Annotated in this window: 22 protein-coding genes; 9 read left to right on the top strand and 13 right to left on the bottom strand. The window is 35.7% G+C overall.

The window, feature by feature from the left end; translation table 11 throughout:
* Positions 1–2: 2 nt before the first annotated feature.
* A complete protein-coding gene (locus FN817_RS11395) occupies positions 3–887 on the bottom strand; it encodes a lysophospholipid acyltransferase family protein (protein ID WP_142718022.1) in 885 nt (294 codons plus the stop codon).
* A gap of 81 nt (positions 888–968) precedes the next feature.
* On the opposite strand from FN817_RS11395, the gene FN817_RS11390 reads away from it, so the two are divergent.
* On the top strand, positions 969–1,541 hold the full coding sequence (locus FN817_RS11390; RefSeq protein WP_142718021.1) for a thioredoxin family protein: 573 nt from the start codon (positions 969–971) through the stop codon (positions 1,539–1,541).
* Positions 1,542–1,587: 46 nt separating this feature from the next.
* On the opposite strand, the gene FN817_RS11385 is transcribed toward FN817_RS11390, so the two are convergent.
* From FN817_RS11385 to FN817_RS11370, 4 genes are all read right to left on the bottom strand, one after another.
* Entirely contained in the window at positions 1,588–2,949 is a 1,362-nt protein-coding gene (locus tag FN817_RS11385; protein WP_142718020.1) for an aldehyde dehydrogenase, read from the bottom strand.
* 363 nt (positions 2,950–3,312) lie between these two features.
* Entirely contained in the window at positions 3,313–4,875 is a 1,563-nt protein-coding gene (locus tag FN817_RS11380) for an MFS transporter (RefSeq protein ID WP_142718019.1), read from the bottom strand.
* A 286-nt stretch (positions 4,876–5,161) separates the two neighbouring features.
* The gene (locus FN817_RS11375) at positions 5,162–6,208 is read right to left on the bottom strand and encodes an HlyD family secretion protein (protein WP_142718018.1); all 1,047 of its coding nucleotides are present in this window, start codon (positions 6,206–6,208) and stop codon (positions 5,162–5,164) included.
* 5 nt (positions 6,209–6,213) lie between these two features.
* Positions 6,214–7,548 carry a TolC family protein gene (locus FN817_RS11370; RefSeq protein WP_228451539.1) on the bottom strand — a complete coding sequence of 445 codons (1,335 nt, stop codon included), beginning with the start codon at positions 7,546–7,548 and terminating at the stop codon, positions 6,214–6,216.
* Between the two features lie 136 nt (positions 7,549–7,684).
* Here FN817_RS11370 and FN817_RS11365 point away from each other — a divergent pair, with 136 nt between their 5' ends.
* Positions 7,685–8,488 (top strand): helix-turn-helix domain-containing protein, encoded by an 804-nt coding sequence (locus FN817_RS11365; RefSeq protein ID WP_142718017.1) that lies wholly within the window; start codon positions 7,685–7,687, stop codon positions 8,486–8,488.
* Positions 8,489–8,760: 272 nt separating this feature from the next.
* Here the strand turns inward: FN817_RS11365 and rplI are convergent, their stop codons facing one another.
* The 7 genes from rplI to FN817_RS11330 all read right to left on the bottom strand — a co-directional run bounded on the left by rplI (position 8,761) and on the right by FN817_RS11330 (position 14,738).
* Entirely contained in the window at positions 8,761–9,264 is a 504-nt protein-coding gene (gene rplI / locus FN817_RS11360; RefSeq protein ID WP_047385291.1) for a 50S ribosomal protein L9, read from the bottom strand.
* A 110-nt stretch (positions 9,265–9,374) separates the two neighbouring features.
* The gene (gene rpsR, locus FN817_RS11355) at positions 9,375–9,677 is read right to left on the bottom strand and encodes a 30S ribosomal protein S18 (protein WP_002979091.1); all 303 of its coding nucleotides are present in this window, start codon (positions 9,675–9,677) and stop codon (positions 9,375–9,377) included.
* A 32-nt stretch (positions 9,678–9,709) separates the two neighbouring features.
* Positions 9,710–10,051, bottom strand: coding sequence for a 30S ribosomal protein S6 (gene rpsF / locus FN817_RS11350; protein WP_142718016.1), 342 nt, complete (start codon positions 10,049–10,051; stop codon positions 9,710–9,712).
* Between the two features lie 206 nt (positions 10,052–10,257).
* The gene (locus tag FN817_RS11345; protein ID WP_142718015.1) at positions 10,258–11,610 is read right to left on the bottom strand and encodes a chloride channel protein; all 1,353 of its coding nucleotides are present in this window, start codon (positions 11,608–11,610) and stop codon (positions 10,258–10,260) included.
* A 42-nt stretch (positions 11,611–11,652) separates the two neighbouring features.
* On the bottom strand, positions 11,653–12,276 hold the full coding sequence (locus FN817_RS11340) for a hypothetical protein (RefSeq protein WP_142718014.1): 624 nt from the start codon (positions 12,274–12,276) through the stop codon (positions 11,653–11,655).
* Positions 12,277–12,539: 263 nt separating this feature from the next.
* Positions 12,540–13,847, bottom strand: coding sequence for a dihydrolipoamide acetyltransferase family protein (locus tag FN817_RS11335; protein ID WP_142718013.1), 1,308 nt, complete (start codon positions 13,845–13,847; stop codon positions 12,540–12,542).
* A 63-nt stretch (positions 13,848–13,910) separates the two neighbouring features.
* On the bottom strand, positions 13,911–14,738 hold the full coding sequence (locus FN817_RS11330; RefSeq protein WP_142718012.1) for an SAM hydrolase/SAM-dependent halogenase family protein: 828 nt from the start codon (positions 14,736–14,738) through the stop codon (positions 13,911–13,913).
* A 133-nt stretch (positions 14,739–14,871) separates the two neighbouring features.
* On the opposite strand from FN817_RS11330, the gene FN817_RS11325 reads away from it, so the two are divergent.
* The 6 genes from FN817_RS11325 to FN817_RS11300 all read left to right on the top strand — a co-directional run bounded on the left by FN817_RS11325 (position 14,872) and on the right by FN817_RS11300 (position 19,838).
* Positions 14,872–15,831, top strand: coding sequence for a PhoH family protein (locus tag FN817_RS11325; RefSeq protein WP_047425385.1), 960 nt, complete (start codon positions 14,872–14,874; stop codon positions 15,829–15,831).
* 117 nt (positions 15,832–15,948) lie between these two features.
* Complete coding sequence (locus FN817_RS11320; protein ID WP_142718011.1) at positions 15,949–16,611, top strand: porin family protein; 663 nt, start codon at positions 15,949–15,951, stop codon at positions 16,609–16,611.
* A 145-nt stretch (positions 16,612–16,756) separates the two neighbouring features.
* Positions 16,757–17,254, top strand: coding sequence for a hypothetical protein (locus FN817_RS11315; protein WP_047425389.1), 498 nt, complete (start codon positions 16,757–16,759; stop codon positions 17,252–17,254).
* Between the two features lie 461 nt (positions 17,255–17,715).
* Positions 17,716–18,360 (top strand): outer membrane beta-barrel protein, encoded by a 645-nt coding sequence (locus tag FN817_RS11310; RefSeq protein WP_142718010.1) that lies wholly within the window; start codon positions 17,716–17,718, stop codon positions 18,358–18,360.
* Positions 18,361–18,435: 75 nt separating this feature from the next.
* The gene (locus FN817_RS11305) at positions 18,436–19,098 is read left to right on the top strand and encodes an outer membrane beta-barrel protein (RefSeq protein ID WP_142718009.1); all 663 of its coding nucleotides are present in this window, start codon (positions 18,436–18,438) and stop codon (positions 19,096–19,098) included.
* 77 nt (positions 19,099–19,175) lie between these two features.
* A complete protein-coding gene (locus FN817_RS11300) occupies positions 19,176–19,838 on the top strand; it encodes a porin family protein (protein ID WP_142718008.1) in 663 nt (220 codons plus the stop codon).
* 69 nt (positions 19,839–19,907) lie between these two features.
* Here the strand turns inward: FN817_RS11300 and ffh are convergent, their stop codons facing one another.
* The gene (gene ffh / locus FN817_RS11295) at positions 19,908–21,269 is read right to left on the bottom strand and encodes a signal recognition particle protein (protein ID WP_047425397.1); all 1,362 of its coding nucleotides are present in this window, start codon (positions 21,267–21,269) and stop codon (positions 19,908–19,910) included.
* Positions 21,270–21,426: 157 nt separating this feature from the next.
* Between ffh and FN817_RS11290 the strand changes: the two genes are divergently transcribed.
* Positions 21,427–21,798, top strand: a complete 372-nt coding sequence (locus FN817_RS11290; protein WP_047374405.1) for a hypothetical protein — start codon at positions 21,427–21,429, stop codon at positions 21,796–21,798.
* Positions 21,799–21,848: the final 50 nt, after the last annotated feature.

The following is a 21,848-nucleotide window of genomic DNA, read 5'->3' as shown; positions in this document are numbered from 1 at the left end:
ATCTATTTTTTTTCGGAATCAAAATTTTTGATAGAGTCCTGATATTTCCATTTTCTGTGTGACCAAAGGTAGTTGTCCGGGTTTTTGTGTAATGTGTTTTCCAATAATTTATGGAACTTTCTTACCACTTCATTTTCCGTAAACTTTTCGCCATCAGGATAGATTCTATGATAATTTACCTGATAATAACCACGTTTTACCTTCTTCATTTCACAATAGATAAAGACAAGATCCATTCTTGTAGCAAGCTTATCATATCCTATAAAAGCGGGAGTACGCTGATTCAAAAATTCTAATCCATAGGTGACATGTGCGTGGTGAGGAGTCTGATCAGCTACGAACATATAAGCAGAATCGCCGTTGTTTCTGGATCTGAAAATATTCAGGATTACTTCATTGGCTTCCAATGCTTCATTTCCGAATTTATTACGGACCTTTCTCATCTGATTCTCCCAGAAGTCATTATTTACCTTTCTGTATACAGGATGGCAATGCGCCTGGGGAACAATCTTTGCCAAAGCATTGATCCATTCCCAGTTGAAGACGTGCCCTGCCAGAAGGATAATGTTTTTGCCTTCCTTTTTAGCATCATGAAACAGTTCCTGATTGATATGCTGCATTCTCACCCTGGCTTCTGTCTCGGAAATGCTGAAAGATTTGATCGTTTCTACCAGATAATCTGAAAAATTAAGGTAGAATTTTTTCCGGATCTCTTTAATTTCTTCTTCCGATTTATCAGGAAAAGATTTTCTCAGATTTTGGGTAATTACCTCTTTTCTGTATCCTACCAGATAATAGTTCAGGAAAAAGATCACGTCCGAAAAAATATATAATATTTTAAGCGGAAGCTTAGAGACTAAGTATAATATTTTGATTAAGAAATTCATAAAACACGCAAATTTAGTGATAATAAAATTATGGTTCTATTTTTGCAGAGGGATATGTAGTATTTTTTTTACTTTTATATTATGAAAAAATTGATAATTTTTGCTTCTGTGGGATTAAGTACATTTGCTTTTTCACAAGAAGTAAAGAACTCCCCAGATACAGGAAAGGAAAAAACAGCTCTTATAGTACCTACTGAGCAGAAAGAGTTAGAAGCAAAGAAAAAAGCGGCTGAAGAAAAAGCTAAGCTTCCTAAGCCTTATGATCCAAAAGCGGATGCTCAGGCTGATATTAATAAATTGGTCGCTCAGGCTAAGAAAGAAGGTAAAAATATTATGATCCAGGCTGGTGGTAACTGGTGTATCTGGTGTCTTCGTTTTAATAATTTTGTACAGACTACTCCTGAATTGAAGGAAGTAGTAGATAAAAACTATGTCTATTATCACCTGAACTTTTCTCCGGACAATAAGAATGAAAAGGTTTTTGCCCAGTATGGGAATCCAGGTGAGAAATTTGGTTATCCAGTTTTTATTATTTTAGATAAAGACGGGAAAATGATCAAGGTTCAGCAAAGTGATGTTTTAGAAGAAGGAAAAGGGTACAGCAAAGAAAAAGTAAAAGAGTTCTTTACTACCTGGGCTCCTAAAAAAGGATAAAATAAAAACTGCTTCAGAAATGAAGCAGTTTTTATTTTTATGAGTGCTACATTAATTTCTTGATCCAGCTTAATTTTTTCTCAGAATACGGTGGATATTTGATGTTCGGTTCACCCCAGGTGACTTTTTCAAGAACAGCTTTTTGATGAGAGAAGGTTTCAAAACCATATTTTCCGTGATAATTTCCTATTCCTGAGCTTCCCACGCCTCCAAATGGCAGATGGTCATTGCTTAAATGCATCACCGTATCATTGATGCAGCCTCCTCCAAAAGATAGTTTTCGGGTAAAGTTTTCTTTTTCCTCTGAATCATTGGTGAAAAGATAAGCCGCCAACGGTTTTTCAAGCTCTAAAATAGAATTGAGTGCAGCATTATAATTTTGGAAACTGATGACAGGCAGTAACGGACCGAAAATTTCTTCCTGCATAATGTCATCATTCCAATCTATGTGATTCAGAATAGTGGGTTCGATATACAGTTTTTCTTCATCAAAATTTCCTCCGGAATAGATTTTTTCTTTATCAATAAGGCGCACAAGACGCTGGAAATTTTTTTGATTAATAATTCTTGTATACTGTTCAGAATCCTGATCATATTTGAATTCTTTAATATATTTTCTAAGCATTTCCAAAAACTGCTCCTGAATGGTTTCTTCAACCAGCAGATAATCGGGAGCTACGCAGGTTTGTCCGGCATTGAGGAATTTTCCCCATACAATTCTTTTTGCGGCTATTTCAAGATTGGCATTTTTGGTGACAATAGCCGGAGATTTTCCGCCCAGTTCAAGAGTTACGGGAGTAAGATGCTCTGCTGCCGCTTTATAAACAATCTTTCCGACCTTTGTACTTCCTGTAAAAAATATTTTGTCAAATTTTAACTGTAAAAGAGAAGTTGTTTCTTCAATACCTCCTTCATAAACATATAAATATTCAGGCGGGAAATTTTCATTGATAATGGACGCCATCGCTTTCATCGTATGTTCAGCTATTTCACTGGGCTTAAGAATACAGCAGTTCCCGGCAGCCATTGCCGCAATAATGGGAGAAAGTGATAATTGATAAGGATAATTCCAGGCTCCGATTACCAGAATACAACCAAGAGGATCAGCATACACTTTACTGTTCCCAAGCTGATTGACAAGATTGGTCCTTACTTTTTTAGGTTTTGAAAGAGATTTTAAATTTTTGATATAATAATTAATATCATTCAGAATGAAGGATAATTCGGTGGTGAAAGTATCAAACTTTGATTTTCCAAAATCCTTGTTAATTGCTTCATACAGCATATTCTCATTAGAAATAATAAGACTTTTAAGCTTTTCAAGATACATTTTCCGGAAAGCAAGGCTTTTGGTTTGTTGTGTCTTAAAAAAATCCCTTTGACTCAGTAAAATTCTTTCAATTTCCATTGGTGAAATTTTGTATTTAATGTAATGATTTAAGCAATATTTGCTGCTGAAAAATACGAACAATAAACCGGCCAAAGTGGGGAGAAGAAGAGAGATTGAAGATGAGAGTTAGAAACAGTAAGTTTAACACTTAATTTAAGTTTAACGCAAATTTCGCAATGGATTTGACTGAAAAATGGGAAATTCCGTTCGCAAAGGCGTCGACATTTAGCAGAGTTTATTTATACCGTATAGCTGAATGAAATGCCTTTGCGAACGAAAAATATTCATATCATTTTATATCTTCTTAGCGTTTTCCTGGCGTTTAAGAAACCGTTTAACCGAATTTGTTTGCTATTTGGGAGTTAATAAATTCAAGCTTCTTTACATAATATTTCTTACTGCTATTTTTACCGGATGATAAATCAGTAAACAAATCGCAGTAATGAATGCGAGCCAGAAAAGGCCGGTAAAAATTTCCATATTCGAGAGTAGAATAGATTGTGCAGTAATTTTAGCCTTAAACGCTCCAGCTGTCATAGATAAAGAATCATTCACAGACAATTTTGAAATATTGGCCCCGAAAAGCTGAGTCCACTGACTGTAGAAAACGGGATTGGTATTTGTAAAATTGGCGCTGAGTGTATCAGAATGTTTTAAGGTTAAAAACAGCATGAGATTTTGCATAAGAGCATAGCCGATAGCTGTTGTCCAGAAACGGGTTGTTGTCCCTAAAGCCGTAGCATTGGCAACATATTCTTCCGGAGTTCCTGAAATCAAAAAGAAAACAAGCGGAGTAAATAATAATCCCTGAGCTACACCTTGCAGAAATAAGGGAGGACAAATCGTGGAAAGGGTAGTGTCAGGATAAAATGTATAGGTAAACCACGCACAGTCTACTGCAAGCAACAGAAACCCCGTAAAGAAAACAATTCTTGAGGAAACTCCCCGAACCAGGCAGATTCCTGATAATAATATCCCTAAAAGAGTTCCTGCTACGTTCCAGTATTGGATATTGACAATATAATCCCAGGGCCATTTCCATACGGTAGCCATAATACTGTATACATTATTCAGTCCGGATCGGATCAGATAAAAAATGAAAAACAGAATCATTCCTGCAATCACATTTTTTGAACTGAAAACTTCAAAATGAAATAGTGGTCTTTTGGAATTTCTTTGTTTAAGCATAAATAACCCTCCCGAAAGCAGGAATATAAACAGACACATGATAATGGTATCAGACTCGAGCCACATCAGTCTTTTACCATAAATAATGGCATAGCCGCCAGCCTGCAGGCATACCCAAAGTAAAAACCAGCTGGTAATATCCAATTGATATAAAGGTTTCTTAGGAAAGAATCTGTTTTTGTTGAACAGAGCAATACCGATGATCAATACAAATACATGGAAATAGACCATCATCAGGATCATATGCTGGAAATCATAATTCTCAATGCTTGACTTCAACAGGGAAGTGGTTATTGTTCCTCCGGTGAGCATGATGGTATACATGAAAAGGTAAGCTAAGACTTTGGCGTGTTTCGTCTTTAATTCAGCAATAATCAATGGAAGGAAAATAGCACCTTCCAGCAGCCCGAAAATTCCTTCTAAAAACCGGATCACCAATATAACATGATAATCGTGGGTTACTGATAAAACGTAAAGAATAATAACAGAAACGGAGGCCATCAGCAGAACATAATATTTGACGCTGAAATACGCCATAAACCGCTGTAAAACTAAAAGGGTAACCACAAATGTCCCATACATCAAAATCATTAAATACTGAATGTCATCTGAATCAACATCCATAAAAGAAGATGTGAAGGCGCTGTTTGAGTGTAAAAGCGACAACAACATCAGGTGGGGAAACAATGCCAGTATAAGAAGCGGCAGTTTCAGCCATTGTGGTACCCATTTATGATAAACTGTATTGTGTTGCATAATTTTTTTTGAAAGCATTAAACGAAGAATGCTGAAAAGGCAGGTAAGAAATTTCCCAGCTGTGCTGAGTTAAAAATGCGAAAAGACAAAAGAGCAAGGTGTAAAAGTAAAAGGTAAAATGGCAAATATGCGTAAGAAAAAATTTGCAGATTCGCTATTTTGCAGTCCTGTCTTTTCGCTAAAAAAATAATTTAATCTGAAAATTTGAAAATGCGAGAATTTGAAAATTATAATAAAACTAGATATTTTTATACTCTAATACTCTCAACCACTCCCACTCTCAAACTCATATCTTTTTCGCGCTCACCAGAACATTCATTCCGGAAAGAAGTTTTTCGTTGTCTTTATTGTTGTCAAGAATAATTTTCACAGGAAATCTCTGTTCAATTTTCACAAAGTTTCCGGTGGCATTATCTGGTTTTACCAAAGAAAACTGTGAGCCTGACGCAGGAGAAACGGAAAGTATTTTTCCTTTAAATTCCACATCGGGATACGCATCTGCAGTAATGATGACTTCCTGGTTCTGATCAATCTGTCCAAGCTGTGTTTCTTTGTAATTGGCAATGATCCATTTTTCTTTGCTGACGATCTGTACTAAAGCCTGACCTTCCTTAATCAGTTGACCTTCCTGAATGGTCTTTTTTCCGACCCATCCATCATAAGGAGCGGTAATCACCGTATAAGAAAGATAAAGTTTAGCATTATTCAGACTCGCAGAACTCTGCTGAATCTGGCTTTTAACAGGAGCAACCTTGGTCTGCTGTTCACTGGCGCCGGCTTTTACTGCATTTTTTTGCTGTTCCAAGGCCAGAAGATTGGCTTTTGACTGTTCGTAAGAAGCCTTTACATTCTCAAATTCCTGTTCGGTAGCAGCATCTTCGGTCAGTAAGTTTTTATATCTTTTATAATCCTGTTCTGTTCTCCAGATATCAATTCTTGCAGAAGCAATTTTGGCGTCAATGATCTTTGTGTCGCTTTCTTTGGTATTAACACCGCTTTCAATAGTGCTGATGGTTGCTGTATTGGCGTGGAGATTGGCTTCTGCCATTTGTACCTGGTTCACGAACTCTCTGTTGTCTATGATAATTAAAGTATCCCCTTTATGGACAAACTGATTTTCATTAAACTTTATCGATTTGATAAACCCTGAAACCTTGCTGGATACAGGCGTGATATATTGTTCGATCTGTGCATCGTTGGTTGTGACATTCTTTCTTGAAAAAAGATAAAAACTGACCATTCCTGTAATTCCACTGATGATCAGGATCCAGGCCAGTAGAGTAATGGACTTGTTGATTCTTTTTTCCTTTTGTGTCAGTTGTTTCTGTGCCATAGTTTTTATAAGTTTCCAATCGTATATTGGAGTTGGTAATATTTAAGTTGTCTGTTTATTTTTACGGAAATAAGGTTGGATTCTGCCTCCAGATACGTATTGTCAGCATCGATCAGTTCAGTGATAAGGCTTAGTTTGTTTGCATATTTTGTTCTTACAATGCGGTAGTTTTCTTTAGCCTGATTAATCGATTCTTCAGCGATTTTTACTTTCTGATCTGTTTCTTCAAACTTTTTGTAAGCTTCGTACACGTTGTGTCTGATTTTTTCTTCATTTTCCTCAATCTGAAGCTTGGCAAGATCTATATTTTCCCGTGCTTCCTGCATTTTGTATTTATTTTTATATAGATTTTCGATAGGATAGGTAAGGTTTACCCCTATCATTCCCAAGCGGTATGCATACGGTTCAGGAGGAAAAAACATCATGTTCGGATACTTTAGAAAATATTCTCCACCTGCTGTAATTTTGGGTAAATAATTCGCTTTGGTGATTTTTTGATCCAGCTCTTTCAGTGAAAGATTTTTGTGGCTGATTTCAACGGATTCATTTTTATTTAAAGCCGTTTCAGTCAATTCATCAACATAAGGAATTGCTGCATTGTCCGAAATAAGATCTTCCGTATTCACATGCATTTCCTGAGCTTCCGGAAGAGAAAGAATTGTTTTCAGCTTATGCTCTGCAATCTGAATATCGTTATCCAGCTCCGTCCAGCTCATTTTATGATTGGAAAGCTGCAGTGAGGTTCTTAATACTTCATTCACGGTTACAACACCATTGGCTTTAAGAGCTTTTACCTGTTTGATGTTGACAGAATCTTCCTTCATTTTATCATTAATGAGACTCTGCTGTTCCTTTAAATGATGGATCTGCAGAAAAGCTGTAATGATTTCCATAGTAAGTTGTCTCTCATCCAGATGTGTTCTTAAAGCTGAAATTTCAGTGTCAATAGCCGCTTTCTGTTCTGTATTTTTTATTTTACCTCCCATGTACACCGGAATTGAAGCAGATAAGGTAAAGTCATACATGCCATTGATGGCATCATACTTTGTTGCTTTGTTAAATACGCCATTCTGGTGCTGATACAAATTGGTTACCTGGGTATAGCTGGTATGAAATTCAATGTCCGGAAGCTTTTCCATTTTGAGATCTTTCTCTTTGGTAGCGGACATTTCCTGTTTTAGATGACTTATCTGTATGTTTTTATTGTTTTTCAAACCAATCTCTAAGGCTTGCTGTAAGCTTAGATTCTGGTAGTCGATCATCTGTGAATGTAAAAAGCTGCTCAATAATAAGCACAACGCAATGCACAGATACCGGCATGCGTTAAATATGATATTCATAAATTAATTAAAGGATTTTTGCTAAAATGATTTTGATGCAGCAAAGTTACGACGACAGGCATAGTACCTGATTTGTGAAAACAGAAAAAGATTTGCTCATTTACGCCAATTTGAAAATTCTTCTTATCTTTATTTCATGAATGACAGCCATTTTGAAGCAGTAGAAGAGGAAGACGCTGAGTTTTACGTCTATCACGTCCTCACAGGAAATGTGACCACAGAAATTCATTATCACAGTTCTGCGCAACTAGTCTATGCAGAAGGAGGCATTGTGCATGTTTTTACCGATCAGAAACATTGGTATCTCCCTGCAAGATGCTTCATGTGGATTCCGGCCGGAACACCTCACTACATTTTTTCTACCAGTCCGAAAGTTGATTTATATAACTTTTATTTTAAAAAAGAAGAAAATGAAAATGGCTTTTTTGATGAAATTAATATTTATTCCGTCAATAACTTGCTTCGGGAGATGATTTTTCACACTAAAGACTGGGATGGGAAAATTACAAAAAATGATGGCTCTAAATATTATTTTCTCAAAGCTCTTAAAGGAGTTTTACAGGAAAAAAAGAATAAACATCTGGCATTCCCGATACAGCATCCTTTCCCAAAAGATGAAACCTTGCTGAAGATTGCAAGATACATTCATGCGAATCTTGAGAAGCCTCTTACTATCGAATCTACGGCAAAAGAATTCGGGATGAGTACCAGAACCCTTTCGAGGAAATTTAAAGAGATTCTGGGCATGAATTACATCCGTTTTCTACGCGCATTACGGATTACCCGTTCCCTTGAACTGATGCTGGAAGGAAAATACAATATGTATGAGATAGCGATGATGGTAGGGTACAATAGCCTGTCATCTTTCAGTAATATTTTCAAAAAAGTAATTGGAATTGCTCCTACGGAATATCAGCAGAAACTGAGAGGGGATAAGTAGTGAGTGAAAGTTGTTTGAGGGTTTGAGATTCGGGGCGCGTGTTACGAGGTAACGGGTTTTATAATGCGGGATAAAGATTCTTACCTGTTCTTACGTATAAGGTTGTTAAAAAGCTAATTTAACGCGTAATAACAATTAATATTTCCTATATTCCCCTTCCCTGAAGGGGTGGATTTTTGCAAAGCAAAAAGACGGGGTAGTTCAATAAAAAACCACTTCAAATAAATGAAGTGGTTTGTATGGTGAGAAAATCTCAGTTGCTTAAATTAAGATTAAGCTTCTTCAGATTTAACTTCTTCCTTTTTAGCAGCAGGAGCAGCTACAACTGGAGCGTCAGATACAATATCGAATTCGAAATTGTACTCAACGTTTCTGTGTAATCTGATGTTTGCTGTTACTTTACCAGTTCTCTTAATAGTGTTCCCTGGGATTTTGATGTATTTCTTCTCTACAGAAACTCCAGCTTTAGCAAGAGCAGCAGAAAGATCTGCATTGTTGATAGATCCGAATAATTTATCACCAGAACCTACTTTTGCAGGGATAGTGATAGAAGTTTTCTTCAATTGATCTACTACAGCGTTAGCAGCAGCGATTAATTTAGCTTCTTCTTCTTTTCTAGCTTCTAAAGTAGCTTCTAGAGCTGCTTTGTTTTTAGGAGTAGCTAAAAGAGCAATTCCTTGAGGAATTAAGAAGTTTCTAGCATAACCTGGCTTTACGCTTACTGTATCAAACTCAAGTCCTAAGTTTTCTACATCTTGTTTTAGGATGATATCCATTGTTGTTGTCCTTTTTTAAGATTTTAGAGTGTTCTAAAATCAAGTTAGAATTAATTATTTATTCAGCAACAAAAGAAGAGATTGCTCTCTTCTTTTATTTATTTTTTGTCTTATTTCAATAAGTCAGCTACGTATGGTAGTAATGCAAGGTGTCTTGCTCTTTTGATAGCAGCAGAAACTTTTCTTTGGTATTTTAAAGAAGTTCCAGTGTATCTTCTTGGTAAGATTTTACCTTGCTCGTTTACAAATTGTAATAAGAAATCAGCATCTTTGTAATCAACGTGCTTAATTCCGTATTTTTTGAATCTACAATATTTCTTTTCAGATTTTGTATTGATATCAAGCGGAGTAAGGAATTTTACTTCTGATTCTCCTCCAGCTGAGGCTTGTTTAGCCATTTCATCTATTGCCATGTCTTGTCTTTTTTAAAAAATAGGGTTAATAATTAAGCTTTAGCTGCTTTTACTTTAGTTCTTCTAGTTACAGCATACTCAACAGCATGTTTGTCAAGTTTCGTAGTAAGGTAACGGATTACTCTTTCGTCACGCTTAAATGCTAATTCTAGATCAGCTACTACAGTACCTTCACCTTTGAATTCGATTAGAGTATAAAACCCGTTCTTTTTCAATTGGATAGGATAAGCTAATTTTTTTAATCCCCAGTTTTCTTTAGCAACGATTTCGCAGTTCTTTTCTTTGATAAGATCTACATACTTGTTCACTGCTTCCTCTACCTGTGCCTCAGATAGAACGGGAGTTAAAATGAAAACAGTTTCGTAATTGTTCATAATGTTAAATGAATTTGTTAATTATTTCGAGGTGCAAAAGTAGAGAATATATTTCTTATATGCAAGAGGATTCATGAAATAGTTGATTATTGATGGTCTGGGGTTTCAAGTTTTATATTTTGGGTGTTGTTTAATGTTTATAACTTAAAAACTATTTTCAATACTGAATTTTAACAAGCGATCAACTTTCAACAGACAATTTGGGACTAATCTTTTTGCCTTAATTCTGTCAGAAAATTCACCTTCAATACATCATACAAGGAATGTCTGCTTACTAAAATAGAGGCAATAGAAGAAACCATTCCTGCCAGCATCAGATGGAAAATCAAGGAATGTCTGTCTGTCATCTCCAAAACAATAATTGCTGAAGTAAACGGAGCACGGGTAATTCCTGTGAGAAAAGCCACCATTCCGGCCAGAACAACAACATTGGTTTCGTTCGGGGGTAAATGAATGGCACCTGAAATAACAGAACCTATGCTCGCCCCGGCAGTGAGAGCAGGGGCAAAAATTCCACCCGCGCCACCAGAAGTAAAAGAAAGGGCAGGGCCAAGCATTCTTAGAACCGGAACGTACCAATCTTCATGTTTATCCTTTGTAAAAAGAACACGCTCCATAATCTCTTTCCCAGAACCAAGAATTTCCCTGTTGATGAAATAAGCGATTGAAGCAATAATTAAAGCACAAATAACCAGGAATATTACATTAGCCTTATCCGTTTTTAGTTTGTTTTTTTTCCAGCTGTTGATTTTAAGCATGGCAACAGAAAGTTGGCTTGCAAGAATACCCGCCACTGCAGCAACAAGTACAATGGGAAACATTACCATTAATGAAACATCATTGGTCTTCGGATATCCCAGGTATAAATAAGATCCGGCTAAAGTCTGGGCCGTTAAACCTGCAATAATGACAGCCGTAAATAGAGCGGTTTTAAAATAATTGATATGGGTTTTTGAAAGTTCCTCAACAGCGAAAACAATTCCTCCCAGCGGAGTGTTGAAAGCTGCGGCAAGCCCGGCTGCGGCTCCTGTCATAATCATGTTTTTCTTGGAAATCTTTGGCCACCATTCAGGAAGATACTCGTTGACTTTTCTGAAAACAGAGCCGGCAATCTGAATCGTAGGTCCTTCACGTCCTACCGCACCTCCTCCGATGACCAGAATGACTGAAGACAGAATTTTGAAAAAAATGATTTTAATGCTCAGAAGATTTCTGATCTTCCGGTGTTCTTTCGGATTGGCGAGCTCTACTGCGGCCATTACCTGTGGAATACCGCTCCCTTTGGCATTGGGGGCAAATTCTTTCACCAGCCACCAGGAAAGTACAAATCCTATAGGAGCAATAATGAAAATCATCCATGCATGCCAGTCAAAGATAAAATTCATGAGATGTTCACCCCAGGCAAATACCTGTGCATACATTACGGCAAAAAAACCTGTAATAACGGATCCTATCCAAAAAGGAATGGCCTGAAGAAGATTGTACTTTAGTTGTTCGTTCCGGATGTTGTCAAAGGAATTTTTGATGGATTTCCGTATCAGGATGAAAATTTTCAGCATTTGTTAATTTAGAGGTGTAAAAGTAGATAAATTTTACAGATTTTATATTTCGTTTAAAAACTTTGAGATTATTTTAGTGCTTTCCATGGTAAGGATGTCAGGTACACCAAAGCTCAGTATATTATTTCTCACTTCAAGTTTAAAATTTTCATTTGGAAAGGCTTTTATTGTTTCTTTTCTCTTCGGAGTTAAAAAATTCATGGCTTTAAATTGATCACTTCCTAAAACATAGAAATCTTTAAAATCATGATTTTTAAAATTGATATTAAAACTACTGAAGATTCCTGCAATCTTATCCATTAATCTTTTCTTGTTAATGGAAATATATCCAAAATCTTCTTCAAGTTTTTTTAATCCCCAAAGTTGAATGGTGTCAAATTTACGACCTAAACGACCTCCTCTTGACGTAATCCCAACTTTGCTGACAATAAAAAGGTAGAATGAACTGTTGCTATTTCTGTCTTTTACCCAGTAACAGATCTGAGGGATGAATAGTGGATATATATCATGTGAGCTGAATTGCTCATAAGGAGAGTCTTCAATATCAATCACTGAAATATCATAATCTATAGAAAGCTGATCGTAAACTTCAGTAATGAGCTTTTCATCCTGCTCAGTGAAGGCAGAAAATTTTGTCATGTCATACTTTCTGTAATCCAGATCCATTATTGAATATTTATTTGTTTAAAAATAATGCTAATAAATCTAATTTCCAAGTGGGTTGTGATAATGTAGGATTTCGATTGTTTTATTGATGATTTAATAAATAAAAACGCTTTCGTTTGAATATTTGTAATTTTTGTTTTGTGTTGTTTAATCTTTTGATATTTTATTAAGTTTAACTGCTAAAAACAAAAAAACCTCCGATTAAAATCGAAGGTTTAATATTTAAAATCAGCAAAAATTACCTATTGCTGATTACTCATTATTTATATTTCTGTGTTCAGATCCCAGTTTTCAAGATAGTCGTGAACGTGCTTCAGCATCATTCCACCTAGAGAACCGTCTACTACTCTGTGGTCATAAGAGTGAGACATGAACATTAAGTTTCTGATGGCAATTACATCACCATCAGCTGTTTCAAGAACTGCAGGCTTTTTAACGATAGCTCCGATTGCTAAAATAGCTACCTGAGGCTGAGGAATAATAGGAGTTCCCATAAGGTTTCCAAAGCTTCCTACGTTAGAAATAGTATAAGTTGCACCCTGAGTATCTTCAGGTCTTAATTTCTTGTTTCTTGCTCTGTAAGCCAGGTCATTGATTGCTTTTGCAAGACCTGAAAGTGATAGCTGATCAGCATTCTTGATAACTGGAACAATAAGATTTCCGTCCGGAAGGGCCGTAGCCATACCGATGTTGATGTTTTTCTTTTTGATAATGTTTTCACCATTGATAGAAACATTGATCATTGGGAAATCCTGGATTGCTTTCACTACAGCCTTTACGAAAATCGGCATGAAAGTCAGTTTCTCACCTTCGCGTTTTTCAAATACGGCTTTGTTTTTATTTCTCCATTTTACAACGTTGGTAACGTCTGTTTCGATGAAAGAAGTAACGTGTGGAGCAATTTGTTTTGCTTTTACCATGTTTTCAGCGATGATCTTTCTCATTCTGTCCATAGGAATGATCTCATCACCTGCACTTACCGGAACCGTAGCTGCCGGAGCAGTTGCTGCTGGTTTCGGAGTGGATGCTGCCTGTACCGGAGCCGCCTGCTGAACTGGCTGGTTTCCTCTGTTAGCAACATATGCTAATATATCTTCTTTTGTAATTCTTCCTTCCAAACCGCTTCCTTTGATAGATTTCAGTTCAGTTTCAGAAATGTTTTCCTGTTGTGCAATAGATTTTACAAGTGGAGATAAATAAAGGTCTCCTGAGAATTCTACGTTTGAAGCAATTGTTGCTTGTAAAGGCTCTTCAATCGCTTTTAAAGTGTCAGCATCCGGAGTAGCCGCCGGAGTTTCAGCTTTTACTTCTTCTGAAGCTGCGCCTTCTCCTTCAATTTCTAAAATAGCAATGGCTTCGCCTACTTTTGCAACTTCATCTTTTTGCTTTAAAATTTTCACGATTTTCCCCGAAACTGGTGTCGGAACGTCTGAATCTACTTTATCTGTTGCAATTTCTACTACGGAGTCATCCTCCTTTACGTTATCACCTTCATTGAATAACCAAGTGATAATTGTCGCTTCCATAACACCTTCTCCCATGGAAGGAAGCAATAATTTGTATTCTGCCATTTTTGATTTTTAGATTTTGACAAATATATAAAAAAAATCGGTTTTTTTATGAAATATATAATCTTAGCTGAATTCAATATAAATATTTTCGCCTACGTTCAGTCCAAACAGGCTTTTGGCACCGTTTTTCTTGCTTCCTTTGTAGATGGTAAGCTCCAATAATTGACTATCATTGAAAATAGCAGCAGACTGTCCATGGAATTCTGTTTCCCTTTCCCAGTCTGAAACAACCTCCGTATGGCTGGAAAATATCCTTGAAAGACTTAAATTTCTGAATTTTATGGTAAAACTATCGTAGCCTTTGCTAATATTTTCAAAAAAGTCTTTGTTGATATTTGAGATTATATTTCCGAAATTATCAATGTACGTCACTTCGCCGATAATCATACCTTCTGATTCATTATAAACCGCTCTTGGGAACATCAGTTGCTTGGTCGAATGTATTTTTCGTCCTATAACCTCAGGGAGACCGCCATTGGCAAGATGTACCGCTGCAGGTACAAAAATGTCTGTAGAAGTAAAGTTGATGATGTCATCAAAACGGTTATTCAGGGTGAGTTCATAGATCGCTTCCGGTTTGATATCAAAAAATATAAGACTTAAGAGACCGTTATCTGCCGCCAAAAAGTAGGATCCGTCGGCTTTATAAATAATATTTTTTCTAGATCTGTTGTAAAAACTGTCTACGGAAATAATGTGTATGCTTCCTTTTGGAAAATATTTATAAGCATTTCTTACAATATACGAAGTCTGTATAAGGTTAAATGCCTGGATATCGTGGGTTATATCAACAATATTAACCTCAGGGTTTAGAGACAGAATTTTGCCTTTCACAGCGGCAACTCTGTAATCTAAATTTCCGAAATCCGAAGTAAGGGTAATAATTGACATGAGCAATTTATAGAATAGTGTAGTATTGCAAAGTTATTTAAAATAAAAAGAAAGCCCGAAAGATTGTTGAAAAGAATTTGATATAAATTTGAAAAAAAGCTTTAAATTTAAAATCTAAAAATAAAAATACTGCATGTTTGAATTAACATATGATTTGGAAGATATCGATGCGAAAATCTTCTATGGAGTTAATAACCAATATTTCAACTTAATAAAATCAAGCTTTCCAACCATTAAAATTACAGGAAGAGATCATTATATCTTTGCGATGGGAAATCAGGAAGCATTAGACATACTGAAGCAAAAACTGAATGATATTGTCGGTTTTATTTCTAAAAACAATTCAATTGGGCTGAAAGACGTTGAAAATATATTGAATATTAAAGACGAAAACGAGAAACAACTGGTTTTCGATCAGGATATTATTGTAAAAGGAGTAAACGGAAAAGTCATTAAGGCGAAAACAACCAATCTTAAAAAGCTGGTAAAAGAAACGGAGAAAAAGGATATGGTTTTTGCCATTGGTCCTGCCGGAACCGGAAAAACGTATACCAGTGTAGCGCTGGCAGCAAGAGCTTTAAGAGATAAAGAAGTGAAAAGAATTATTCTGACAAGACCTGCTGTAGAAGCGGGAGAAAGTCTTGGATTCTTGCCGGGAGATCTTAAAGAAAAACTGGATCCCTATTTACAGCCTTTATATGATGCACTTCGTGATATGATTCCTCATGAAAAACTGGAAGGTTTTATTGAGAAAAAAGTCATTGAAGTGGCACCATTAGCTTTCATGAGAGGAAGAACGCTGGATGATGCTTTTGTAATTTTAGATGAAGCCCAGAATACGACCCACTCTCAGATGAAAATGTTTTTAACCAGAATGGGGATGAACGCGAAATTTATTATCACAGGAGATCCTACCCAGGTCGATTTGCCGCCAAAACAACAATCCGGGCTGAAAGAAGCTATGAGGATTCTAAGCGGAGTAAAAGAAATCGGATTTGTGCATCTTACAGAAGAGGATGTGGTAAGACACCCTGTTGTAAGAAAGATTATTCTTGCTTATAACGACGAAGAGAAAAGGCTGAGAAATGACTAATTCTTAATGTGAAAGTTTTCGTTAACCTTTTATTAACCTTAAATTGTTTCGTTAAAATTTGTTAATTTGAAAAAAATAATTAGTTTTGCAGACCTTAAATGTAAAAACTAATTAAACATGAAAAAACTTTTACTTGTTGCAGCGGTCGCTGTTATGGGAATTTGTGCAAACGCACAAGAATTTCGATTTGGTCCAAAAGCTGGTTTCGCAATGTCAACGATTAAACTGGATGATAAGCAGGATGATCTTGATGGAAGAAAAATGTCGCCTAAATATACCTTTTATATCGGTGGGATGGCTGAGTACAAATTCAATGATAACTTTGCTGTTCAAGGGGAGGTTTTATATTCACCACTTGGAGCCAAAGAAAAAATTGATGGAGTAAATGCTGGTGGAATGTATTTTGGTGAGTCAACTAAGATTACTTTTGGAACTCTTTTGGTTCCTGTTTCTGCAAAATACTTTATTACGGAAGGTTTTTCTGTAGCAGCAGGTGTTAACGTAGGAATTATTCTTACCGCTAAACAAAAAACTGTAATTGGTTCAGATTTCCTTGATATAGAAGTGGAAGGAGATACTGGTGATGTGGATATTAAAAAAGATATCAAATCACTGAACCTTGCACCTTTCTTAGGCGTTGAATATATGCTGGAAAACGGACTTTTCTTTGATGCAAGATACAGCTTGGGAGTATCAAACCTATCTAATGACAACAGCGGAGGTACTGTAAAGAATAGCTTTGCTCAGGTGGGTGTAGGTTTCAAATTCGGAGGAAACTAATTCTGAAAATTTTATTTAGAAATATAAAAGCAGGACAATTTTTTTGTTCTGCTTTTTATCGTTATACACATATCAGAGTTTGGTTTTATCTTTATGATGAAAATAATTAGTATTTTTGCAGGGTAAAATTTAAAGCTACTAAAAAATGAAAAAACTATTATTACTAGGTGCTTTTGCACTTTTAGGAGGTGCTGCCCAGGCACAGGAAGGTTTTAAACTTGGTGGACATATTGGTGTTCCTGTATCTGATGCAAGTGATGTATCTTCATTTACATTAGGAGTGGATGCAGCTTATATGTGGAATATTGCTAAAGGTTTTGACCTTGGGGTAACCACAGGATATTCTCACTTCTTCGGAAAAGATCACTTTGATGATTTCGGATTTGTGCCTGTAGCTGTTTCCGGGAAATATAGATTTAAAGGAGCTCCTATCTTTGTAGGATTAGACCTTGGATATGGTATTTCTACAAAGGATGGGGTAGACGGTGGTTTCTATGCACAGCCTAAATTTGGATACCAGATGTCCAAAGGAGAGTTGTACATCGGATATCAGTCTATCAGTAACAGACGTGATTATGGCTGGTACAGAGATAACTGGAGTGTAGGCGCTGTAAACTTAGGATTTAATTTCTTTATCAAATAAAGACAGTTGAAAAATAACTGAACTCCGGCCGAAGGCCGGAGTTTTTTTTGATATGTTATAAGCAGACCGTATGGATCTTTTTATCAGAATTTTTGAAATAATGGCCATACAGCGATTAAGAAAAGATAAAAACAACTTCAAATTATAAACAATTGTTTAAATTTTAAGAGTTAATAACTTAAAAATTAATATTTTAGGTTAATTTATTTTAGCTTTTTTCCAGAATTCATGGGGTTTTAGAAAAAAAGCGAAAATTTAAAAAAATAAATATATTGACCTCTTATTAACAAAATAGAGTTTTTTTATTCATAATATTGTGAAAAACTCAACAACATCTCTTAACTATGATTTATTTTTATAAAATGCTAAATTTCAACAATGATATTAATCACATTAACAAATTTTAATATTAGTGGGGACCACTGTAAATTTGCCCTCAGAAAGTATTAAAATTTTTTAAAATGAAAAAAATATTATTAGCGGGTGCTGTTGCACTTTTTGGTTTATCAAACGCTCAAATTGCTAAAGGAACTACATATTTATCAGGATCTGTTGGTTATTCTCAAGTAGAATCTAACAACGGTAACGATAAAAAAGAAAACTTCAACGTATTACCTACAGTTGGATATTTCGTAAACACTAATCTAGCAATTGGATTAGGAGTTGGATACCAAACTGAAAAGAATACTTTAACTAGTACTTTTGGTAACACAGTAAGCGAAAGCGTAACTAAGCAACCAGCTTTTGTTGTTGCTCCATTCGTAAGAAAATACTGGACTTTATCTGATAAGTTATATTTCTTCGGTCAATTAGCAGTGCCAATGCAGTTTGGAAAAACTGAAACTGAAACTAACTCAGTAACTACAGTAGGAAATACAGTTGTTACAAACTCTACTTCTACTGAAGCTAAATACACTAAAATCGGTGTTACTGTGAAGCCAGGTTTAGATTATTTCTTAAACAAAAACTGGTCTATCGAAGCTACTATCGGTGAGTTCGGTTATAGCAACTACAAGCCAAAAGATGGTGATGCTACAAACAACTATAACTTCGGATTGAATTTATCTTCTGTAACTTTCGGAGTTAAATATGTATTTGCAAAGTAATAAACAAAGCATATAGCAAGAAAGCCCTGAGAAACTCTTAGGGCTTTTTTTCTATAAAAAACTAATATAATAATCATGAAAAAAATCGTATTGATGGGCGCTGTTGCGCTTTTCGGTTTATCAAATGCACAAATTGCAAAAGGAACTTCTTATCTTTCAGGACAGGTAGGATATTACCACAGTGAAAAAGACGAATTCAACACTACAAGAAAGGATGATGTGATCAGAATCCTTCCTACAGCTGGGTATTTCGTTACTACTAACTTAGCCGTGGGACTTAGCGTAGGCTATAAAAGTGCTGTTACAAAATACAAATTGAGCAATCCTGCCATCAGTAATGCATTTGAAGTTAAATATACAGATAATGCTTTTGTAGTAGCTCCATTCGTAAGAAAATACTGGACTTTATCTGATAAATTATACATCTTCGGACAGTTACAGGTTCCATTGGAGTTCGGTAAGGAGAAAATGAATGCAAACAGTAATATTAACGATGCGGATCCTTTGCTTACAGCTGCTTTGAACAGAGAAAATAACTATACTAACATCGGCGTGAATATTAAGCCGGGTCTGGATTATTTCATAACGAAGAACTGGTCAATTGAAGCAACAATAGGTGAATTCGGATACAATACTTACAAAAGAGATATTGACGGCGCTACAAGAGCTGATGATTACAAATTTGGCATTAGTTTAACTTCCGTGACTTTTGGAGTTAAATATGTATTTGCAAAATAAAAAATAGATATATAAACAGTTCAGAGAGGTTTCTTTGGACTGTTTTTAGTCTTAAACTAATTAAATATAATATAATCATGAAAAAAATCTTATTAGTATCTGCAATTGCTTTATTTGCAGGTTTAAATGCACAAACTACATTTGGTGTAAAAGCGGGGTATGCCTTGTCAAAACTGAATTCTAATGAAAATGATGTTGAGTTTGGAGGAATTGAAGGAAGTTTAAAATCGAAGTCAGGATTTTATATCGGAGGTTTGGTTGAGCATAAATTCAATAATAAGTTTGCTATTCAGGGAGAGCTGGAATATGCTAATCTTGGAGGAAAGGCAGAGGTTGCATTACCTGGCATTACAGTAACTGAAAAGATGAACCTGAACAGAATTGTAATCCCTGTATCTGCAAGATATTATGCAACACCTGAACTGGGAATTTATGCAGGTCCATATGTAAGTTTTAAGACCAATAACAAAGTGAAGTTTGAAATGAGCGGTCCTAATGCAGTGATGACAAATCCTGCCGGAATCAGAGAAGGAGAGAGGTATGTGGAAAAATTTTTGGATGACTCTTTAAAATCTGCAGATTTCGGATTGTTCTTTGGAGCGGATTACAAAGTGTATAAAGGATTGTTTGTAGATGCCCGTTACAGCTTTGGCCTTACCAATATGATCAAAAATCCTGTGGATGGAGAGAAACTGAAAATGAATTTCTTCCAGTTAGGATTAGGATATAAATTTAAATAAACAGATCGTTATAAAAACAAAAAACTCTCAGAATTTCTGAGAGTTTTTTTATGAATGATTTTGTCTTTGTTATTTTCCAAACATTCCACCCATTCCAGGCATATTTGGCATTTTGCTCATCATCTGCATCATCTGCTTTCCTTGAGGGCCTTGCATCATCTTCATCATTTTGCCCATTTGCTCGAATTGTTTCATTAGTTGATTTACATCTTCGATCTTTCTTCCGGCACCTTTAGCAATTCTTCCTTTTCTCTGAGTATTGATGATAGAAGGTCTTCTTCTTTCTTCAGGCGTCATAGAGTAGATAATTGCCTCAATGTGCTTGAATGCATCATCACTGATCTCTACATCCTTGATCGCTTTTCCAACCCCAGGAATCATTCCCATCAAGTCTTTCATGTTACCCATTTTCTTGATCTGGTTGATCTGCTTTAGAAAATCATCAAAACCGAATTCGTTTTTAGCGATTTTTTTGTGAAGTTTTTTGGCTTCTTCTTCGTCAAACTGCTCCTGAGCTCTTTCTACTAAGGAAACAACATCTCCCATTCCCAAGATTCTGTCTGCCATTCTTTCCGGGTAGAAAAGATCCAGAGCTTCCATTTTTTCTCCTGTAGAGATGAACTTGATTGGTTTTTCAACTACAGAACGAATCGTTAAAGCGGCTCCACCACGGGTATCACCATCTAATTTAGTTAAAACAACTCCGTCAAAATTCAAAGCATCGTTGAATGCTTTTGCCGTATTCACAGCATCCTGACCTGTCATTGAGTCAACAACGAATAGTGTTTCATTAGGTTTAATGAAGTAATGAACAGATTTAATCTCGTTCATCATCTGCTCATCAATTGCCAAACGACCTGCCGTATCCACAATCACAACATCATGACCATTTGATTTTGCAAAATTAATTGCGTTTTCAGCAATCGTAGAAGGATTTGTAGAACCTTCTTCTGTGAAAACAGGAACCCCGATTTGTCCACCTAACACTTTTAGCTGGTCAATCGCAGCAGGACGGTAAACGTCACATGCTACCAATAAAGGTTTTTTATTTCTTTTTGTTTGTAAATAATTAGCAAGCTTTCCTGAGAATGTAGTCTTACCAGAACCCTGAAGACCCGCAATAAGAATTACAGATGGCTTTCCTGAAAGATTGATCCCCTCCTGAGAACCTCCCATAAGGTCTACCAATTCATCATGAACGATTTTCGTCATCAGCTGTCCAGGCGTAAGGGAAGTAAGAACGTTCTCTCCTAATGCCTTATCCTGAACTCTTTTAGTAAGATCTTTTGCAACTTTATAGTTAACGTCGGCATCTACCAATGCTCTACGGATCTCCTTTACGGTTTCCGCTACATTGATTTCGGTAATTTTTCCTCTACCGGAAATATTATGTAAAGCCTTGTCTAATTTATCCTGTAAACTATTAAACATATTGATTGTAAATTATAGGTTTGCAAAAATAAGGAATTTTTGGGATATCTAAAGTGTCCGGGACGTAATATTATATAGATAAGAAAAAATGATATATATCAAATCTTATCATAATACGATAGAAAAAGTCTATTTTTGCGGTCAATTAAAATCTAGAATGAAAATCAATCCCAATATTCTTGTTGTCATTTTATTCTTTCTGACGTTCCTGGTGCACTTTTCCCTTTGGAAATTTGTTTTTCACCTGGATGAAATTGTGATCATTAAATTTTATCTTTTTCTAAGCGTCATGTTTATGATGATGATCACTCTTATTATCTTAATCAATAGAGTAGCGCCGGAATTTTTAGGATTGTCTGTCATTGGTTTGATTCTTTTAAAATTCGGTTTAATGTACTTAATCAGAAAAAAACTGAACTTTGAAGTGATTCCAGGCTATAAATTCCATTTTATCATCCCTTATTTTGTCCTGACAGCCCTGCTTACATACTATGCGATCAAGCTGATTAATCATGATAAAAAACAGTAAAATAATTTATTGAAACTAGAAAAAATATCATATTTTTGCACAACGAAAAA

The sequence above is a fragment of the Chryseobacterium rhizoplanae genome, from assembly GCF_900182655.1.
In the GTDB taxonomy this organism is placed as follows: Bacteria; Bacteroidota; Bacteroidia; order Flavobacteriales; family Weeksellaceae; genus Chryseobacterium; species Chryseobacterium rhizoplanae.
Note: the sequence above shows the minus strand (reverse complement) of the source record. Positions and strands in the feature narration are given on the sequence as shown.

What these genes read in the sequence shown, in the direction of transcription:
- FN817_RS11395 (WP_142718022.1), bottom strand. Translation starts at nt 887, where the DNA reads ATGAATTTCTTAATCAAAATATTATACTTAGTCTCTAAGCTTCCGCTT.
- FN817_RS11390 (WP_142718021.1), top strand. Translation starts at nt 969, where the DNA reads ATGAAAAAATTGATAATTTTTGCTTCTGTGGGATTAAGTACATTTGCT.
- FN817_RS11385 (WP_142718020.1), bottom strand. Translation starts at nt 2,949, where the DNA reads ATGGAAATTGAAAGAATTTTACTGAGTCAAAGGGATTTTTTTAAGACA.
- FN817_RS11380 (WP_142718019.1), bottom strand. Translation starts at nt 4,875, where the DNA reads ATGCAACACAATACAGTTTATCATAAATGGGTACCACAATGGCTGAAA.
- FN817_RS11375 (WP_142718018.1), bottom strand. Translation starts at nt 6,208, where the DNA reads ATGGCACAGAAACAACTGACACAAAAGGAAAAAAGAATCAACAAGTCC.
- FN817_RS11370 (WP_228451539.1), bottom strand. Translation starts at nt 7,548, where the DNA reads ATGAATATCATATTTAACGCATGCCGGTATCTGTGCATTGCGTTGTGC.
- FN817_RS11365 (WP_142718017.1), top strand. Translation starts at nt 7,685, where the DNA reads ATGAATGACAGCCATTTTGAAGCAGTAGAAGAGGAAGACGCTGAGTTT.
- rplI (WP_047385291.1), bottom strand. Translation starts at nt 9,264, where the DNA reads ATGGATATCATCCTAAAACAAGATGTAGAAAACTTAGGACTTGAGTTT.
- rpsR (WP_002979091.1), bottom strand. Translation starts at nt 9,677, where the DNA reads ATGGCAATAGATGAAATGGCTAAACAAGCCTCAGCTGGAGGAGAATCA.
- rpsF (WP_142718016.1), bottom strand. Translation starts at nt 10,051, where the DNA reads ATGAACAATTACGAAACTGTTTTCATTTTAACTCCCGTTCTATCTGAG.
- FN817_RS11345 (WP_142718015.1), bottom strand. Translation starts at nt 11,610, where the DNA reads ATGCTGAAAATTTTCATCCTGATACGGAAATCCATCAAAAATTCCTTT.
- FN817_RS11340 (WP_142718014.1), bottom strand. Translation starts at nt 12,276, where the DNA reads ATGGATCTGGATTACAGAAAGTATGACATGACAAAATTTTCTGCCTTC.
- FN817_RS11335 (WP_142718013.1), bottom strand. Translation starts at nt 13,847, where the DNA reads ATGGCAGAATACAAATTATTGCTTCCTTCCATGGGAGAAGGTGTTATG.
- FN817_RS11330 (WP_142718012.1), bottom strand. Translation starts at nt 14,738, where the DNA reads ATGTCAATTATTACCCTTACTTCGGATTTCGGAAATTTAGATTACAGA.
- FN817_RS11325 (WP_047425385.1), top strand. Translation starts at nt 14,872, where the DNA reads ATGTTTGAATTAACATATGATTTGGAAGATATCGATGCGAAAATCTTC.
- FN817_RS11320 (WP_142718011.1), top strand. Translation starts at nt 15,949, where the DNA reads ATGAAAAAACTTTTACTTGTTGCAGCGGTCGCTGTTATGGGAATTTGT.
- FN817_RS11315 (WP_047425389.1), top strand. Translation starts at nt 16,757, where the DNA reads ATGAAAAAACTATTATTACTAGGTGCTTTTGCACTTTTAGGAGGTGCT.
- FN817_RS11310 (WP_142718010.1), top strand. Translation starts at nt 17,716, where the DNA reads ATGAAAAAAATATTATTAGCGGGTGCTGTTGCACTTTTTGGTTTATCA.
- FN817_RS11305 (WP_142718009.1), top strand. Translation starts at nt 18,436, where the DNA reads ATGAAAAAAATCGTATTGATGGGCGCTGTTGCGCTTTTCGGTTTATCA.
- FN817_RS11300 (WP_142718008.1), top strand. Translation starts at nt 19,176, where the DNA reads ATGAAAAAAATCTTATTAGTATCTGCAATTGCTTTATTTGCAGGTTTA.
- ffh (WP_047425397.1), bottom strand. Translation starts at nt 21,269, where the DNA reads ATGTTTAATAGTTTACAGGATAAATTAGACAAGGCTTTACATAATATT.
- FN817_RS11290 (WP_047374405.1), top strand. Translation starts at nt 21,427, where the DNA reads ATGAAAATCAATCCCAATATTCTTGTTGTCATTTTATTCTTTCTGACG.